A 16,802-nucleotide genomic window follows, 5' to 3' on the forward strand; every position below is an offset into this window, starting at 1 on the left:
TGCCTCACAGGTGATAGACATCGATGACCTGACGAACGTAATCGTTCTTCAGGATCACTTTCTTGGCCTTGATCAGCGGGCTGTCGCCACGCACGTCGAGGGTGTAGAAGCTGCTGCCGAAATAGCTGTCGACGGTCTTGTAGCGAAAGCTCAGGGTGTGCCAGTTGCAACGCACCTTGCACAGCCCGTCGACCTGTTCGAGCAGCTCGATGTTGCTGATGTTGTGCGAAGTCCGGGTGTCCGGCACGCTGGCACTGGAACGCTCGGTCTTGATCCGGAAGATGCGGTCTTCCAGGCCCGTGCGGTTGCCGTACCAGATCAGCGAGATTTCCCGTTGTGGGTCCTCGGTCAACTCGTCGTTGTCGTCCCAGGACGGCATCCAGAAGGACGCATCGGCGGCATACAGCTCCAGCCAGTTGTCCCATTCCTTGTCATCGAGGTAGCGCGCTTCGCGGTAGAGAAAATCGCGCACGGCGTCGTAAGTGATGCTCATGACAGCGCCTCCACCTTGATCAATTCCGACTGCTCTTCGCTCAATGCCTTGAGCATGGTTTCCTGCCAATACTTGTGTTGCAGCACGAACAGGCCTTCGTCTTCAGTGCGCACACCGCTGAGCAACGGGTGCAGGTCGATCTCCTTGGCTGCTTCATCGGCACCTTCAACCCAGTGCTCGGCACCACGGGACATGTCGTTCCAGGTGGTGACGCTGCCCTGATAGCCGGTCTGGCAGGAGCGGAATTCTTCGAGGTCGTCCGGAGTGGCCATGCCGCTGACGTTGAAAAAGTCTTCGTACTGACGAATCCGGCTCGAACGTGCGCTGTCGCTTTCGCCTTTGGGCGCGATGCAGTAAATGGTGATTTCAGTGCGATTGACCGAGATCGGCCGGGCGATGCGGATCTGTGAACTGAACTGGTCCATCAGGTACACGTTGGGGTACAGGCAGAGGTTGCGCGAGTTCTCGATCATCCAGTCGGCCCGGGCCTGGCCAAAGTCCTTGGCCAGTTCGTCGCGGCGCTCGTACAACGGCCGGTCTTCCGGGTTCGACCAACGGGTCCAGAGCAGCATGTGACCCTTGTCGAAGGAGTAGAAACCGCCGCCCTGCTTGGCCCAGGTGCCGGCGCTCATGGTCGGGTTCTCGTCACCGCATTCGCGCTGCTTGCGCTGGTTCTGGGTGGCGGCATAGTTCCAGTGCACGGAACTGACGTGATAGCCGTCGGCGCCATTTTCGGCGGTGAGTTTCCAGTTGCCTTCGTAGATGTAGCTGGATGAACCACGCAGTACTTCAAGGCCATCGGCGGATTGATCGACGATCATGTCGATGATCTTCGCCGACTCGCCCAGGTGCTCGACCAACGGCACCACATCGGCCTTGAGGCTGCCGAACAGAAAGCCACGATAGGACTCGAAGCGCGCGACTTTGGTCAGGTCGTGGGAGCCTTCGCAGTTGAAGCTCGCCGGATAGCCGGCCGCCGCCGGGTCCTTGACCTTGAGCAGCTTGCCGGAGTTGTTGAAGGTCCAGCCGTGAAACGGGCAGGTGTAGGAAGACTTGTTGCCGGTCTTGTGCCGGCAGAGCATCGCGCCACGGTGGCTGCAGGCGTTGATGAACGCGTTGAGCTCGCCGTCCTTGTTGCGCGCAATGAAGATCGACTGCCGGCCCATGGTGGTGGTGTAGAAATCATTCTTGTTCGGAATCTGGCTCTCGTGGGCGAGGTACAGCCAGTTGCCTTCGAAGATGTGTTGCATCTCGAGATCGAACAAGCGTGGGTCGGTAAACATCTCCCGCTTGCAGCGGTAGATGCCCTGGTCTTTGTCTTCTTCAAGCAGGGAGTGAAGGTATTCGGGTCGCAGGGACATGGCCGCCGCCTCCATTGTTTTTATTCAGGCAGGCTCATGCTAGGGCGGGCGGCTATTGGGCAATATCCGCTGGGTGCAGACCTTTATCCGTTTTGTGCAAAGGGAACGATCAATCCATGTGGGAGCGAGCCTGCTCGCGATTGCGGTGGGTCAATCGACATTGATGTTGAATGTACTGCCGTCATCGCGAGCAGGCTCGCTCCCACAGGGTCTGGTATCAATAGGGTCCAGGGTCAATGCCGGCGCTTGAGGGTGTCCGACGGCAATTCGCCGAACTGCTTGCGGTAACTTTCGGAGAATCGCCCCAAGTGCAAAAAGCCGTAATCCATGGCCAGTTCGGTCACGTTGCGCACCGTGCAGGTCGGGTCACTGAGACAGGCGTTGACCCGCTCGAGCTTCTTCTGCCGGATGTAGTTTTTCGGGGTGGTCGCCGCATTGCGCTCGAACAAGCCATACAGCGAACGCAGGCTCATCTGGGCCTGACGCGCCAGTTCTTCGCTGCAGATGTCCTGCTTGAGGTTGCGTTCGATGTAGTCGGCGATCAACTCGAAGTTCGCTGACTGCGAACCGAGACCGAGGCGCCTGACATTGGTTTTCATCAAGCTGAGCATCTTGCTCACGACAATGTGCGCGTAATGCTCCTGAACACGCGGCATGCGCTCGGTCGCTTCAGCCTCCTGGCAAACCATGCCCAGCAGATTGACGAAGCCTTCAAGCTCCTCCAGTTGGTAGCGGTTCTCGAGAAACCGCACGCCCTGCCCCGGGTGCAACCAGCGTTGCTCCTGGCACACCGACTCCAGCAGGCTGGCGGGCATTTTCACGATGAATTTTTCGCAATCGTCAGAGTACGTCAGGTCCACCGGGTCGTCCGGGTTGATCAACAGCAACTCGCCGGGCGCAAAGTAGTGTTCCTGCCGATGACCACGCCACAGGCAGTTTCCGCGTAGCAGCACTTGCAGGTGATAGATGGTTTCGAGCGCCGGCGAAGTCACCCGCACGCTGCCRCCATAGCTGATACGGCACAGGTCGAGGCTGGCGAATTTACGGTGATTGAGACTGGCCTGAGGGCTGCCACTTCCGGGCAAGCGGATGCAATGGTTGCCCACGTGCTGATTGACGTAGCCCGACACCGCATAGGGGTCGGCCTGCTCAAACACTCTGCTGCGCTCACTTAATAGATGCGCTTGCATAACCGCTCACTCTGGTTGTGATTATCGGCTGCGGTGCGGGTGCTATAGGGCTCGCACCTCAGAAAAACCGGGCCTGGCCATTCTATGCGAGCCGCCGCAAAGCGGAAGGCCACGAGATAAACGGTCTGTTATCCCGTGGCCTGGGCCAGCGCTGATCAGTCTTCCAGCGCGCGCACTCGCTCGTGACGGTGTTGCTCTTGCGGTTGCGCCGACGACTGCAGAGTGAAATCGAATTCGATCTCGGCAAAGCGGCCGCTGACGCCGTGCTCGCGTGCACGCTGCTGATCGTCACTGAAGGTGATTTTGGCGATCAGTTCATCGCGAGTGGCGTAGGCGAAATCGTCGTGCAGGTACTTGTCACCGTCCAGGTTGATCTGGGTGGTCAGGTGGCGATGATCATCCGCCGAGATGAAGAAGTGAATGTGCGCCGGGCGTTGGCCATGGCGACCCAGTTGATCAAGCAGTTGCTGGGTCGGACCGTCCGGTGGGCAGCCGTAGCCCGACGGCACGATGCTGCGGAAGCGATAGCGACCTTCGGCATCGGTGACGATCCGCCGACGCAGGTTGAATTCAGACTGGCTGCCATCGAAGTACGAATAGGTGCCGCCGGTATTGGCGTGCCAGACATCCACCACGGCGCCGGCCAGCGGCTTGCCATCAGTGTTCTTGACCTGGCCCTGCATGAACAGCACCACGCCCGGGTCAACGCCGTCGTCCAGCCGCGCTTCGCCGTTGGACAGCGGTGCGCCGGCGACATACAGCGGGCCTTCGATGGTGCGCGGGGTGCCACCGGTTTTACCGGCCTGCTCGTCTTCGGCATCCATCAACAGGTCCAGGTAGTGTTCCAGGCCCAAGCCGGCAACCAACAGGCCCGCCTCTTGGCGCGCGCCCAGTTCGTTCAGGTAGTTGACGGCCTTCCAGAACTCTTCCGGGGTCACTTCGAGGTCTTCGATGATATTCACCGTATCACGCAGAATGCGGTAGATGAGCGCTTTGGCACGTGGGTTGCCAGCGTCGTTGAGCAGACCACTGGCGTCCTCGAGAAACTTCTGTGCGCTGGCAGTGTGGGAAATTTTTGCGTTCATGATTAATCCTCATCTTGTATTTATTAGAGTACAGAACTGGCAGACAACGGCTCAGCGATCATCCTCATGAATAGAGGAAGGATGCCTGCACATAGCGTTCACTTCGATAGCCATGTAGGGGTAAAGCGGCAGTTGCATCAGCAGGTCGTGCAATTCCTGCACGCTGTCGACGTCGAACACGCTGTAATTGGCGTAAAGCCCGGCAATGCGCCACAGGTGGCGCCACTTGCCCTGTTGCTGCAGGCGCTGGGCCAGGGCCTTTTCGTCGGACTTGAGCCGAGCCGCGCGCTCCGGGTCCATATCGACCGGCAGGTTCACGGTCATCTTTACGTGGAACAACATGCTGTTCTCCTCAGACGGAATGAATGGCAGTGGAGGTTTTGTCGCGGCGGAAAAACGCCAGCCGCTCTTCGTCCAGGCTCAGGCCAAGGCCGGGGGCCTGCGAAACATGCAAATGGAAATCGCGGTAAACCGGCGGCTCGCTGAGGATGTCTTCGGTCAGCAACAGCGGGCCGAACAGCTCGGTGTCCCAACTCAGCTCGTTCAACGTGAGGAAGGCATGAGCCGAGGCCAGCGTGCCGATCCCGCCCTCAAGCATGGTGCCGCCGTACAGGCCGATTCCTGCCGCTTCGGCAATTGCCGCGGTACGCAGCGCTGCACGGGGGCCGCCGTTCTTGGCGATTTTCAGTGCGAACACCGAGGCGGCGCCTTCGCGCGCCAGGTTGAACGCATCTTCCACGCACTCGATCGACTCGTCCGCCATGATCGGCGCCGGGCTCATGGCGTTCAGGCGCACCATGCCAGCACGGTTGTTGCGCGAAATCGGCTGTTCGATCAGGTCAATGCCGTTGCCGCCGAGAATCCTGCAAGCCCGCAGTGCGACTGCTTCGTCCCACGCCTGATTAACGTCGACGCGCACGCTTGCGCGGTCGCCCAAGGCTTTTTTGATCGCAATGACGTGGGCCAGGTCGCGGTCGACTTCGCCGGCACCGATCTTCAACTTGAAGATCCGGTGACGACGCAGGTCGAGCATTTGTTCCGCTTCGGCAATGTCCTTGGCGGTATCGCCGCTGGCCAGTGTCCAGGCCACTGGCAGCGAGTCACGTACACGGCCGCCGAGCAGCTCACTGACCGGAAGCCCAAGGCGTTTGCCGTGAGCATCGAGCAACGCGGTTTCGATGCCGGATTTGGCAAAGGTATTGCCGCGAATACTGCGCTCCAGGCGCAACATCGCTGCGTTGATGTTGCACGCATCCTGCCCCAGCAGCAGCGGTGCAAAGTGCTTGTCGATGTTGGTCTTGATGCTGTCCGGGCTTTCGTTGCCGTAGGCCAGGCCACCGATGGTGGTCGATTCACCGATGCCTTCGATACCGTCGGCACAACGTACGCGGATGATCACCAGCGTCTGATTCTGCATGGTGTGCATCGCCAGCTTGTGCGGGCGGATAGTCGGCAGATCGACGATGATCGTCTCGATCGATTCTATGGCGGAAGAAAGCATTTCGATACCCGTCAGGTTCTTGAAGTTCTGTGACGGATTCTCGTACGGCTTTTTTCAGGGTTCCAATATAGAATTGGTCTGGATCGATACCTTAAAGGTATTCACCATCGTCGACTGTGGAGGGCTCATGGAGCTGCGTCATCTGCGTTACTTCCAGGTGCTGGGTCAAACCCTGAATTTCACCCGCGCCGCCGAACGCCTGCACATCGCCCAGCCACCGTTGAGCCGGCAAATCCAGCAACTGGAGGATGAACTCGGGGTGGTGTTGCTGGAACGCGGCAGGCCATTGCGTCTGACCGAAGCCGGGCGGTTTTTCCTTGAGCACTCCAGCGCCCTGCTTGAGCAACTGAGCAAGGTCTGCGACAACACCCGACGTATCGGCCTGGGCGAAAAGACCTGGCTGGGTATCGGCTTTGCCCCTTCGACCCTGTATGGCGTGTTGCCCGAACTGATTCGCCGACTGCGCAGCAACGAGTCGCTGGAACTGGAACTCGGCCTGTCGGAAATGACCACGCTGCAACAGGTGCAAGCGCTCAAGGCCGGACGTATCGACGTCGGCTTCGGGCGGATCCGCATCGATGATCCGGCAATCATACAAACCGTATTGAATGAAGACCGCCTGGTGGCTGCCCTGCCCGCTGGCCATCCACTCCTGGCCGGCCCCATCAGCCTCACCGAGTTGGCCAATGAACCATTTGTGCTCTATCCCGGCAATCCCCGCCCCAGCTATGCCGACCATGTGATCGCGCTGTTCGAGTCCTACGGGGTGAGCATCAAGGTTGCGCAATGGACCAACGAACTGCAAACCGCCATTGGCCTGGTGGGCGCCGGTATCGGCGTCACGCTGGTGCCGGCCTCGGTGCAGTTGCTGCATCGCGACGACATTGGTTTCACGCCGGTGCTGGAAACCAACGCCACCTCGCCGATCATCCTGAGTCGCCGGGTCGGCGACGTCTCGCCGGGATTGAGTCACTGCCTGAAAATGATCGAAGCGTTGCGTATGCGCAAGCCGGTGTAACGGACTTGCGCAGTTTTTAACAATCATTCGCAAAGCTCATAAAGATGGCTGAGCGGTCCCCCTGTTAGCGTGCGCCCCGAGTATTTCCCACAGGAATCGCGCACGTCATGACGACAACCTTCACCCTTATAACCCTGCTGATTGTCGGCAGCCTGTTCAGCACTGCGGTGCGGGCCACCAGTTTTGTGATGAGCACCGACATCACCCTGAGCATGAGCATGAGCTCCACCAAAGGCACCAGCAGCTCATTCAAGGATGACAAGATCGTGCTGGCCGCGAAATCCGATGCGGCGGCGTTTGTCGCCAGTCGTGGCGACATTCGCGGCGTTCAGCTGGAGGCCGCATTTGAACGGATCCGTAGCGTGCTCGCTGGCCAGGTCTACTCGGATGAGCAACTGGCCGCGGCGATTCTGGTGCTGTGATTTTCCGAAGGGGGTGCGATCTTTACAGGTAAATCAGTCCTGCTTGTAACCCCGGACGTCGTCGACACCACGGTTGGCCAACTGGTCCGCGCGTTCGTTACCCGGATGCCCGACGTGGCCACGCACCCACTTCCAGGTGACGTTGTGGCGATTGACCTGCTCGTCGAGCTGCTTCCACAGATCAGCGTTCTTCACTGGTTCTTTCGCCGCGGTTTTCCAGCCGCGCTTCTTCCAGTTGACCATCCATTCGTTGATGCCTTTCATCACGTATTGTGAGTCGGTGACCAGCAATACGTCGCAGGAACGCTTGAGCTCTTCAAGGCCACGAATCGCGCCCATCAGCTCCATACGGTTGTTGGTGGTATTGGCTTCGCCGCCCCAGAGTTCCTTTTCAACGCCCTTGCACACCAGCAGTGCGCCCCAGCCGCCGGGGCCAGGGTTGCCCTTGCAGGCGCCGTCGGTGAAGAGTTCTACGCTATCGCTCATGCCAACCTATCCAGAAAATGTCTGTGGCTTGCCGATCAATGATCGACAACGCCCAAGGCCGGGCAAGCCCGGCCGGGAAAATAAAATGTGTATTACGGCTCGCTGTGGCGACGATTGACCTTGGCCATCGGCAGCGGGATCAATTTGCCCATAGGCTCGCGGCGCACCTGACGGACCGGTCGCAAGCCGACGACGATCTTGCGCGCCACCAATAAATAGAAACCGCCGCCGGACAGCTGCCAGTCACCGGCCTTGCGTTCCCAGCCGGCCAAGCGGGCTTGCCATGCCGGGGACGCAAGCGGCGGACGATAGCACCCGAAGCGGCGTTTCTCCAGCGCAAACCCCAGCAGGTTGAGCCAGTCGGCGACCCGCGACGGTGAAATGCAGCGTGCCTTGCGCATGGCATCGCTCGCAAACACGTGGCGCAGCCCCCAACTGCTCCAGGGGTTGATCCCGACAATCAGCAGGTGCCCGCCGGGACGCACCGCGCTGGCGGCTTCACGCAGCAGGCCATGCGGCGACAGGCAGAAATCCAGCCCGTGTTGCATCACCACCACGTCGGCGGCGTGTTCACTGATCGGCCAGGCCTGTTCTTCACAGACAATTTCCACCCCCGGCAAAGGCGCGCCCAGACGGACATTACGCTGCACCTGCTTCGCTGCCGGTGGTGCTTCGGCCGAAGGGCCGTAATGCACCAGGTAGCCGCCAAAGAAACGCCCCAGTTCGTCTTCGAGCATCCGGCGTTCTTCGTTCAACAAAAATTGGCCGATGGGACCTGACAGCCACTCGCGAGCGGCGCTGATCAATGCCAGCCAGTCAGGATCAGCCTGAGCGAACGCTTTATCGGTCATTGCATTCTCCAACTCGCCAAGAAGCTCTAAGATGCACCATTGTTTTCCGCTTGGCGAATCCTGCGATGATACAGATCAGTGCCCTTCCCGCCTTCACCGACAACTACATCTGGTTGTTACAGGATCACCGCAGCCAGCGCTGCGCCGTGGTCGATCCGGGTGATGCCGCCCCCGTGCAGGCCTGGTTGGCCATGCACCCGCAATGGCAGCTCAGCGACATTCTGGTCACCCATCACCACCATGATCACGTCGGCGGCGTCGAGCGACTCAAAAAAGCGACGGGCGCCACGGTCTACGGCCCGGCCAGCGAAAATATCCCCGGACGCGACTTCGCCCTGAACGATAATGATCGCGTCAACGTACTCGGCTGCGAGTTCGACGTGTATGCGGTGCCGGGCCACACACTGGGTCATATTGCTTACTACCATCAGGGGCTGCTGTTCTGTGGCGACACCCTGTTCGCCGCCGGGTGCGGGCGCCTGTTCGAAGGTACGCCGGCACAAATGCACCACTCCCTCAGCCGCCTGGCCGCGTTGCCCGAAGACACGCTGGTGTACTGCACCCACGAGTACACCCTGAGCAATCTGCGCTTTGCCGCGGCTGTCGAGCCGAATAACCCGGACATTGCCGAGCGTCTCGAGAAAGTCGCCCAATTACGCGAGTCCGGTGGCATGTCGCTGCCGTCGACCCTGGCGCTGGAGAAGCTCACCAACCCTTTCCTGCGTACCGGCGAAACATCCGTTAAAGAAAAAGTAGACGAACGGAATGGCCCGGATAACCGGGCTCCGAGTGAGGTTTTTGCGGCTCTTCGGGCTTGGAAAGATACGTTCTAGACAGGGCCACTATTGGTCCAAAAATTCTGAATGGTTGACCGCACCCCCTGCGCTTTCTAGAATCGCCCGACATTTTTGCCCGGAACTAACTTCCAGCCAATGTCGTCATCTATTCGTAAATCCATCAATTCAGACGCATTGACCCGCTTGGCTCAAGCCATCGCGGTGGCTGTGTCCGCCACCCTGGCGGGCTGCCAAAGCACCAGTCATGTGCCACAAACCGACGTGGCACATACGCTTTCCACCCGGACCAAACAAAAACCTATCTGGCTCAACGAGAAGCCAAGCCCACAAGCCGCGCAGGACGTCTGGGAGCGCATGCGCCAGGGCTTCCAGTTGCAGGAAGGGCTGGGCGTCAACCCGCGCATCGAGCAACAGCGCCTGTGGTTCGCCAGCAATCCATCGTTTCTGCAAGGCGCCAGCGAACGTGGCAGCCTGTACATTCACTACATCGTCGAACGCCTTGAAGAACGCAACATGCCGCTGGAACTGGCGCTGTTGCCGGTGATTGAAAGCGCCTACAACCCAATGGCCTATTCGCGCGCCGATGCGGTTGGCCTGTGGCAGTTCATCCCGTCCACCGGGCGTTACTTCAACCTGCGTCAAACCCGCTTCTATGACGGGCGCCGCGACATTACCGCGTCGACCATCGCGGCCATGGACTACCTGACCCGCCTGCACGATATGTTCAACGGTGACTGGCTGCTGGCGCTGGCGGCCTATAACGCCGGTGAAGGCACGGTTAGCCGGGCCATCGAGCGTAACGAAAAGCTCGGCCTGCCAACCGACTACTGGAACCTGCCACTGCCGGCGGAAACCCAGGCCTATGTACCCAAGCTGCTGGCGTTGTCACAAGTCGTGCTGTCGCCAGAAGCCTATGGCGTGAACCTCAACCCGATCGCCAACCAGCCCTACTTCGAAGTCGTCGAAATCAACCAGCGCATGGACCTGTCCAAGGTTGCCGCGGTGGCCAACATCGACGAAGACGAACTGTTCCAGCTCAACCCGGCCTTCAAGCAACGCACCACCATCGACGGTCCCCAGCACTTGCTGGTGCCGACGTCCAAGGCGCAGTTGCTGACTGCCAGCCTGTCAACCATGAAACCCGAAGAGCTGATCAGTCAGCGTCCGCTCAAACCGGTTTTCGAAGGTGCAGACGACCGCGAGCTGGCAACGCTCAAGCGCAGCTACCGGGTCAAACGCGGCGACAACCTGACGCAGATCGCCAAGGCGAACAAAGTCGAGGTCAAGGACCTGCAACACTGGAACAAGCTGAACGGCAAGGACCTCAAGGTTGGCCAGACCCTGGTGATGCGAGACACCAGCAAGCGCTCCGGTGGACGCATCAGCACGGTGGTTGCGGCCAACAACAAGAACAAGAAGCAGACCCAATACAAGGTCAAGCAAGGCGACTCGCTGTACATCGTCGCCAAGCGCTTCAACGTTGAGATGCAACACCTCAAGCGCTGGAATCCACGTGTTGGCCAGGCTCTCAAGCCTGGGCAGGTGCTGACGGTTTCTTCCCCGCGTTAAGTCGCGCCCCAGGCATTGGGGCTTTTTGTGGCGAGGGAGCTTGCTCCCGCCGACCGGTCCGCGCTCGGGCGCAGCAGGCGTGAACCCCGTGTATGCGATGTACCTGAAAGAACCCGATGGCATGTTTTGGGGCCGCTTCGCAGCCCAGCGGGAGCAAGCTCCCTCGCCACAAAATCCCCTACCTTAGCCCCTACCTTTTTCCTGTCGATACAAGCTGTTACTGTACGGCCCACAAAGCCCAAGCCGCCTGGACCGGATCTCTGCCTTGATACGTCCCCTCCTGCTCCTAATCAGTCTGGCCTTGAGCTTCCCCGCAAGCGCAACGATCAGCGAAAGCCATGGTTATGCGCAGTTCGGCACACTCAAGTACCCGGCCAAATTCACCCACTTCGACTGGGTCAATCCGCAAGCGCCCAAGGGCGGTACATTGCGGGTCATGGCGTTTGGCACCTTCGATACGCTCAACCCCTACACCTTCAAGGGCACCAGCCCGGTCTCGACCCCGAATTTCCTGCAGTACGGCATCAACGAGCTGAACGAACCGTTGATGGTCGGTACGGGGCAGTACGCGCCGTCCGGCGATGAACCCGCCTCCAGTTACGGGCTGATCGCCCAGTCTGTCGAATACAGCGAAGACCGCAGCTGGGTAGTGTTCAACCTGCGCCCGCAAGCACGCTTTCACGACGGCACGCCGATCACCGCCTACGACGTCGCGTTTTCCTATCGTTTGCTGCTCAAGGAAGGTCATCCGCAATACCGCACCAACCTTCAGGAAGTGCAGCGGGTCGACATCCTCAACCCACAGCGCATCCGTTTCGTGTTCAAGCGTGCCGGTAATCCGTTGCTGATCCAGCGCCTGGGCGAGTTGCCGGTGTTGCCGCAGCATTACTGGGAAGGTCGCGACTTCAAGGCGACCACCTTCGAACCGCCGCTGGGCAGTGGCCCTTACCGCATCACCGAGGTTCAGCCGGGGCGGCAACTGGTGTTCGAGCGGGTCAAGGATTACTGGGGCAAGGACCTGCCGGTCAATCGCGGCAAGTACAACTATGATCGCGTTGAAGTCGAGTTTTACCGCGACAGCGACGTGGCGTTCGAGGCCTTCAAGGCCGGCGAGTTCGACATCTACATCGAGCACCAGGCCAAGAACTGGGCCAACGGCTACAGCTTCCCGGCCGTACGGCGTGGCGAGGTGATCAAGGCGCAGATCGACCACCAGATTCCAACCCAGACCCAGGGTCTGTTCATGAACACCCGGCGCAGCACGTTCGCCGACGACAAGGTGCGTGAAGCCCTGGGCTTGATGTTCGACTTCGAATGGACCAACCGCGCCCTGTTCAGCGGTGCCTACAAACGGGCCATGAGTTATTACCCCAACAGCGAGTTCACAGCCACAGGCGTTCCGGTCGGCCATGAATGGCTGATGCTCTCACCCTACCGCGATCAGTTGCCCGCCAGGCTGTTTACCGAGCCCTTCAGCCTGCCGCAGACCGACGGCCATGGCATCCCCCGGGAAACTCTGCGCCGGGCGTTGGGTTTGCTCGCCGAGGCTGGCTGGAAGCTCAATGGCCAGCGCCTGCAGAATGCGGCCGGGCAGCCACTGCGTTTCGAGATCCTGCTGGTCAATCCGAACCTGGAGCGCATTCTCCAGCCCTACGCCGAGAACCTTGCCAGTATCGGTATCGACGCGCACCTGCGCACCGTCGACCGAGCCCAATACAAGCAGCGTCTGGACCAGTTCGATTTCGACATGATCCTGATGACCCTCGACCAGACCCKCAGCCCCGGACTTGAACAGTGGCAGTACTTCCACTCGAGCCAGGCCTCGGTCAAGGGCAGCAAGAATTACGCGGGTGTTGCCAACCCGGTGGTCGATCATTTGCTGGAACAACTGCTCGCGGCAAAATCCCGTGACGAGCAACTGGCGGCCGGCAAAGCGCTGGACCGGGTGCTGCTGTGGCAGCACTACTGCATCCCCAACTGGTATATCAATTATCATCGCCTGGCGTACCGCAACCGGTTCGCCTTCGTCACCACGCCGCCCTACACCCTGGGGCTGAATGCGTGGTGGCTGAAGACTTCGGAGAAAGCCCAATGATGCGTTTGCGTACCCTGCTGGGTCTGGTCTTTGCAGGGCTTGCCTGCACGGCCCACGCTGCCCCGCAGCACGCCTTGACCCTGTACAACGAGCCGCCGAAATACCCGGCCGATTTCAAGCATTTCGACTACGTGAACCCGGACGCTCCCAAGGGCGGGACGTTCCGTCAGGCCGGCTTCGGTGGCTTCGACAGCCTCAACCCGTTCATCAGCAAGGGCGTGCCGGCTGATGACATTGGCCTGATCTACGACACCCTGGCCAAACAGGGGCTCGATGAGCCGTTTACCGAATATGGCTTGATCGCCGGCAAAATCGAAAAGGCTCCGGACAACAGCTGGGTGCGCTTCTACCTGCGCCCCGAAGCGCGTTTTCATGATGGCCACCCGGTGCGTGCCGAAGACGTGGTGTTCAGCTTCCAGACCCTGATGAAAAGCGGTTCGCCGCTCTTTCGCGGTTACTACAGCGACGTCGACAACGTGATCGCCGAGGACCCGTTGCGGGTGCTGTTCACCTTCAAGCACACCAGCAACCGCGAGCTGCCGCTGATCCTTGGACAGCTCTCGATATTGCCCAAGCACTGGTGGGAACACCGCGACTTCAGCAAGGGCAATCTGGAGATTCCGCTGGGCAGCGGCCCGTACAAGGTCAGTGAGGTCAAGGCCGGGCGCTCGGTCCGCTATGAGCGGGTCAAGGACTACTGGGGCAAGGACCTGCCGGTCAATCGGGGCTTTTACAACTTCGACAACATGACCATCGATTACTACCGCGACAACACCGTCGCGCTGGAAGCGCTGAAGGCCGGACAGTTCGATTACTGGCAGGAGATGAGTGCAAAAAACTGGGCCAACGCCTACAACACGCCGTCCGTCACCGAGGGTCGCCTGATCAAGGAGCAGATTCCGAACGGCAACCCCACCGGCATGCAGGGCTTCGTCTTCAACCTGCGCCGCCCGGTGTTCCAGGACGTGCGCGTGCGTCAGGCCCTGAGCCTGTTGCTGGATTTTGAATGGACCAACAAGCAGCTGTTCAACGGTGCCTACGCGCGCACCCGAAGCTACTTCGAAAACTCGGAAATGGCCGCCACCGGCCTGCCGGACCAGGATCAACTGGCGATCCTCGATCCATTCCGGGGCAAGATCCCCGATCAGGTCTTCAGCGAAGCGTTCCAGAACTCCGTCTGTGACGGCAGCGGAATGATCCGTGCCCAACAGCGCAAGGCCTATCAACTGTTGCAAGAAGCCGGCTGGCGAATCGTCGACGACAAGATGGTCGATACCAATGGCAAACCGGTAAGCATCGAATTCCTGCTGGCGCAGACCGAATTCGAGCGGGTGCTGTTGCCGTTCAAACGCAACATGAGCGACCTGGGGATTGACCTGGTGATTCGTCGGGTCGACGTGTCGCAGTACATCAACCGCGTGCGCTCGCGCGACTTCGACATGGTGGTTGGCAGCTTCCCGCAGTCCAGCTCACCGGGTAACGAGCAGCGCGAATTCTGGAAGTCCGAAAGCGCCGACAAACCCGGCAGCCGCAACTACATGGGCCTGAAAGACCCGGTAGTCGATGAACTGGTCGAAGAGCTGATCAACGCCGACTCGCGCAAAAGCCTGGTGGCCCATGCCCGGGCGCTCGACAGGGTGTTGCAATGGGGCTATTACGTGATCCCCAACTGGCACATCAAGACCTGGCGCGTGGCGTACTGGAATCACATTGGCCACCCGAAAGTCCCTCCGACCAATGACGTGGGCATTTCCACCTGGTGGGTCAAACCCGATGCTAAACCTGCGATCGAAGTGCTGACCAAAGAACAAGCCGATCCTGCGGGCATGGAGCAATAAGATGCTGGCGTATATTTTTCGGCGACTGTTGCTGATCATTCCAACCCTGTTCGGCATTCTGCTGATCAACTTCGTGATCATCCAGGCCGCCCCCGGTGGCCCGGTGGAACAGATGATCGCCAAGCTCGAAGGCTTCGAAGGCGCTACCAGCCGCATTGCCGGCGGCGGTGCCGAAGTGTCGGTGGCCGGTTCCAGCTATCGCGGCGCCCAGGGCCTGGACCCGGCGCTGGTCAAGGAAATCGAGCACATGTACGGCTTCGACAAGTCGGCGCCGGAACGCTTGTGGATCATGATCAAGAACTACGCCACCCTGGATTTCGGCGACAGCTTCTTCCGKGACGCCAAGGTCATCGACCTGATCAAGGAAAAGATGCCGGTGTCGATCTCCCTCGGGCTCTGGAGCACGCTGATCATGTACCTGGTGTCGATCCCGCTGGGGATCGCCAAGGCCACCCGGCACGGCAGCCACTTCGACGTGTGGACCAGTTCGGCGATCATCGTCGGTTACGCGATCCCGGCGTTCCTGTTTGCGATCCTGCTGATCGTGGTGTTTGCCGGCGGCAGCTACCTGGACTGGTTCCCCCTGCGCGGCCTGACCTCGAACAACTTCAGTGAATTGAGCTGGATGGGCAAGGTCCGCGATTACTTCTGGCACATCGCGCTGCCGGTGACGGCACTGGTGATCGGTAACTTCGCAACCATGACCCTGTTGACCAAAAACAGCTTCCTCGACGAGATCAACAAACAGTACGTCGTCACCGCCAAGGCCAAGGGCCTGACCCGGCACCGCGTGCTGTATGGCCATGTGTTTCGCAACGCCATGCTGCTGGTGATCGCCGGCTTCCCTTCGGCCTTCATCGGGATTTTCTTCACCGGCTCATTGCTGGTGGAAGTGATCTTCTCGCTCGACGGCATGGGCTTGATGAGTTTTGAAGCGGCGATCAACCGTGACTACCCGGTGGTGTTCGGCACCCTGTTCATCTTCACCCTGCTGGGGCTGGTGGTGAAGCTGATCGGCGACCTCACCTACACCCTGGTCGATCCACGGATCGACTTCGAACACYGGGAGCATTGAGATGAACCTGTCCCCTCTCAATCGCCGACGTTTCGAGCGGTTCAAGGCCAACAAGCGCGGCTGGTGGTCGCTGTGGCTGTTTTTGATCCTGTTTGGCGCGAGCCTCGGTGCCGAGCTGATCGCCAACGACAAGCCGCTGGCGGTGCATTACGACGGCCAATGGTATTTCCCGGCACTCAAGCGTTACCCGGAAACCACCTTCGGCGGCGAATTCCCGCTGGAAGCCAACTACAAGAGCCCGTACATCCGCGAACTGCTCAAGGCCAAGGACGCCTGGACTTTGTGGGCGCCAATCCCGTTCAGTTACCAAAGCATCAACTACGACCTGAAAGTCCCGGCCCCGGCACCGCCCTCGGCAGACAACCTGCTGGGCACCGACGACCAGGGCCGCGACGTGCTGGCGCGGGTGATTTACGGCTTCCGGGTGTCGGTGCTGTTTGCGCTGACGCTGACCATTCTCAGTTCGATCATCGGCGTGATTGCCGGCGCCTTGCAGGGTTTCTATGGCGGCTGGGTCGATCTGGCCGGACAGCGCTTTTTGGAGATCTGGTCGGGTTTACCGGTGCTGTACCTGTTGATCATCCTCGCCAGTTTCGTGCAGCCAAACTTCTGGTGGCTGCTGGGGATCATGCTGCTGTTTTCCTGGATGAGCCTGGTCGACGTGGTCCGCGCCGAGTTCCTGCGTGGGCGTAACCTGGAATACGTGCGCGCCGCCCGGGCGCTGGGGATGCAGAACGGCGCAATCATGTTCCAGCACATCCTGCCCAACGCCATGGTCTCGACCATGACCTTCATGCCGTTCATCCTCACGGGCGCCATCGGCACCCTGACCGCGCTGGACTTCCTCGGCTTCGGCCTGCCGGCAGGCAGTGCATCGCTGGGTGAACTGGTGGCTCAGGGCAAATCCAACCTGCAAGCGCCGTGGCTGGGCATGAGCGCCTTTGCGGTGCTGGCGCTGATGTTGAGTTTGCTGGTGTTTATCGGCGAGTCCGCTCGCGATGCCTTCGACCCGAGGAAGTGA

The 16,802-nt window shown here is 60.0% G+C and carries 16 protein-coding genes; 8 read left to right on the forward strand and 8 right to left on the reverse strand.

Annotated features, from left to right (window positions below; all coding sequences use genetic code 11):
- Positions 1 to 4: 4 nt before the first annotated feature.
- The 6 genes from benB to AC1DHT_RS24100 form a co-directional block, all read right to left on the reverse strand.
- Positions 5 to 493, reverse strand: a complete 489-nt coding sequence (benB, locus tag AC1DHT_RS24075) for a benzoate 1,2-dioxygenase small subunit (protein WP_427537570.1) — start codon at positions 491 to 493, stop codon at positions 5 to 7.
- The gene (benA, locus tag AC1DHT_RS24080) at positions 490 to 1,854 is read right to left on the reverse strand and encodes a benzoate 1,2-dioxygenase large subunit (RefSeq protein ID WP_054597132.1); all 1,365 of its coding nucleotides are present in this window, start codon (positions 1,852 to 1,854) and stop codon (positions 490 to 492) included. The genes benB and benA overlap by 4 nt, the downstream gene beginning before the upstream one ends.
- A gap of 233 nt (positions 1,855 to 2,087) precedes the next feature.
- Positions 2,088 to 3,044: an AraC family transcriptional regulator gene (locus tag AC1DHT_RS24085; RefSeq protein ID WP_427537576.1), complete on the reverse strand. Its 957-nt coding sequence runs from the start codon at positions 3,042 to 3,044 to the stop codon at positions 2,088 to 2,090.
- Between the two features lie 155 nt (positions 3,045 to 3,199).
- Positions 3,200 to 4,129 (reverse strand): catechol 1,2-dioxygenase, encoded by a 930-nt coding sequence (catA, locus tag AC1DHT_RS24090; RefSeq protein WP_427537579.1) that lies wholly within the window; start codon positions 4,127 to 4,129, stop codon positions 3,200 to 3,202.
- A 51-nt stretch (positions 4,130 to 4,180) separates the two neighbouring features.
- Positions 4,181 to 4,471: a muconolactone Delta-isomerase gene (gene catC, locus AC1DHT_RS24095; protein WP_054597129.1), complete on the reverse strand. Its 291-nt coding sequence runs from the start codon at positions 4,469 to 4,471 to the stop codon at positions 4,181 to 4,183.
- A gap of 10 nt (positions 4,472 to 4,481) precedes the next feature.
- Positions 4,482 to 5,630 (reverse strand): muconate cycloisomerase family protein, encoded by a 1,149-nt coding sequence (locus AC1DHT_RS24100; protein ID WP_427537582.1) that lies wholly within the window; start codon positions 5,628 to 5,630, stop codon positions 4,482 to 4,484.
- 127 nt (positions 5,631 to 5,757) lie between these two features.
- Between AC1DHT_RS24100 and AC1DHT_RS24105 the strand changes: the two genes are divergently transcribed.
- Positions 5,758 to 6,648, forward strand: a complete 891-nt coding sequence (locus AC1DHT_RS24105; protein WP_427537585.1) for a LysR family transcriptional regulator — start codon at positions 5,758 to 5,760, stop codon at positions 6,646 to 6,648.
- 107 nt (positions 6,649 to 6,755) lie between these two features.
- Positions 6,756 to 7,070 carry a DUF2388 domain-containing protein gene (locus AC1DHT_RS24110; protein WP_427537588.1) on the forward strand — a complete coding sequence of 105 codons (315 nt, stop codon included), beginning with the start codon at positions 6,756 to 6,758 and terminating at the stop codon, positions 7,068 to 7,070.
- A gap of 33 nt (positions 7,071 to 7,103) precedes the next feature.
- Here the strand turns inward: AC1DHT_RS24110 and rnhA are convergent, their stop codons facing one another.
- Positions 7,104 to 7,556, reverse strand: a complete 453-nt coding sequence (gene rnhA / locus AC1DHT_RS24115; protein ID WP_019690633.1) for a ribonuclease HI — start codon at positions 7,554 to 7,556, stop codon at positions 7,104 to 7,106.
- Between the two features lie 92 nt (positions 7,557 to 7,648).
- Complete coding sequence (locus AC1DHT_RS24120) at positions 7,649 to 8,407, reverse strand: class I SAM-dependent methyltransferase (protein WP_123580423.1); 759 nt, start codon at positions 8,405 to 8,407, stop codon at positions 7,649 to 7,651.
- 65 nt (positions 8,408 to 8,472) lie between these two features.
- On the opposite strand from AC1DHT_RS24120, the gene gloB reads away from it, so the two are divergent.
- The 6 genes from gloB (at position 8,473) to AC1DHT_RS24150 (ending at position 16,802) form a co-directional block, all read left to right on the forward strand.
- The gene (gloB, locus tag AC1DHT_RS24125; protein WP_427537591.1) at positions 8,473 to 9,240 is read left to right on the forward strand and encodes a hydroxyacylglutathione hydrolase; all 768 of its coding nucleotides are present in this window, start codon (positions 8,473 to 8,475) and stop codon (positions 9,238 to 9,240) included.
- 99 nt (positions 9,241 to 9,339) lie between these two features.
- Entirely contained in the window at positions 9,340 to 10,773 is a 1,434-nt protein-coding gene (locus AC1DHT_RS24130; RefSeq protein ID WP_427537594.1) for a transglycosylase SLT domain-containing protein, read from the forward strand.
- 268 nt (positions 10,774 to 11,041) lie between these two features.
- Positions 11,042 to 12,868 (forward strand): extracellular solute-binding protein, encoded by a 1,827-nt coding sequence (locus tag AC1DHT_RS24135; protein ID WP_477761496.1) that lies wholly within the window; start codon positions 11,042 to 11,044, stop codon positions 12,866 to 12,868.
- On the forward strand, positions 12,865 to 14,706 hold the full coding sequence (locus AC1DHT_RS24140) for an extracellular solute-binding protein (protein ID WP_427537600.1): 1,842 nt from the start codon (positions 12,865 to 12,867) through the stop codon (positions 14,704 to 14,706). Before AC1DHT_RS24135 ends, AC1DHT_RS24140 begins: the two co-directional genes overlap by 4 nt.
- A 1-nt stretch (position 14,707) precedes the next feature.
- Positions 14,708 to 15,781, forward strand: a complete 1,074-nt coding sequence (locus tag AC1DHT_RS24145) for a microcin C ABC transporter permease YejB (protein ID WP_477761494.1) — start codon at positions 14,708 to 14,710, stop codon at positions 15,779 to 15,781.
- Position 15,782: 1 nt separating this feature from the next.
- Positions 15,783 to 16,802 (forward strand): ABC transporter permease, encoded by a 1,020-nt coding sequence (locus tag AC1DHT_RS24150; RefSeq protein ID WP_054597120.1) that lies wholly within the window; start codon positions 15,783 to 15,785, stop codon positions 16,800 to 16,802.

The sequence above is a fragment of the Pseudomonas sp. 05N432 genome, assembly GCF_056396945.1.